This window comes from Halorubrum halodurans (assembly GCF_002252985.1).
GTDB lineage: Archaea > Halobacteriota > Halobacteria > Halobacteriales > Haloferacaceae > Halorubrum > Halorubrum halodurans.
In genome coordinates this window covers 16,760-16,961 of the sequence record NZ_NHPJ01000089.1, presented here as the reverse complement: position 1 = coordinate 16,961, position 202 = coordinate 16,760, and positions in this window count along the sequence as shown.

The following is a 202-nucleotide window of genomic DNA, read 5'->3' as shown; positions in this document are numbered from 1 at the left end:
CGCGGACGCCGGGGGAGACGGGGCCGGCGACGCGGCGTGAGTCGGGGGATGCCGCGGCGCGGACCACGCGAAAGCCGCTTCCCGGTCGGTCCCGTATCCGCTCGCATGCCCGACCCTCTCGGCGACGCGGCACGGCGGCGGCTCACGGAGGCGGCGACGAGCCGGCTCGCGGCGCGCGGCTACGACGTCACCCGTCCGGGGA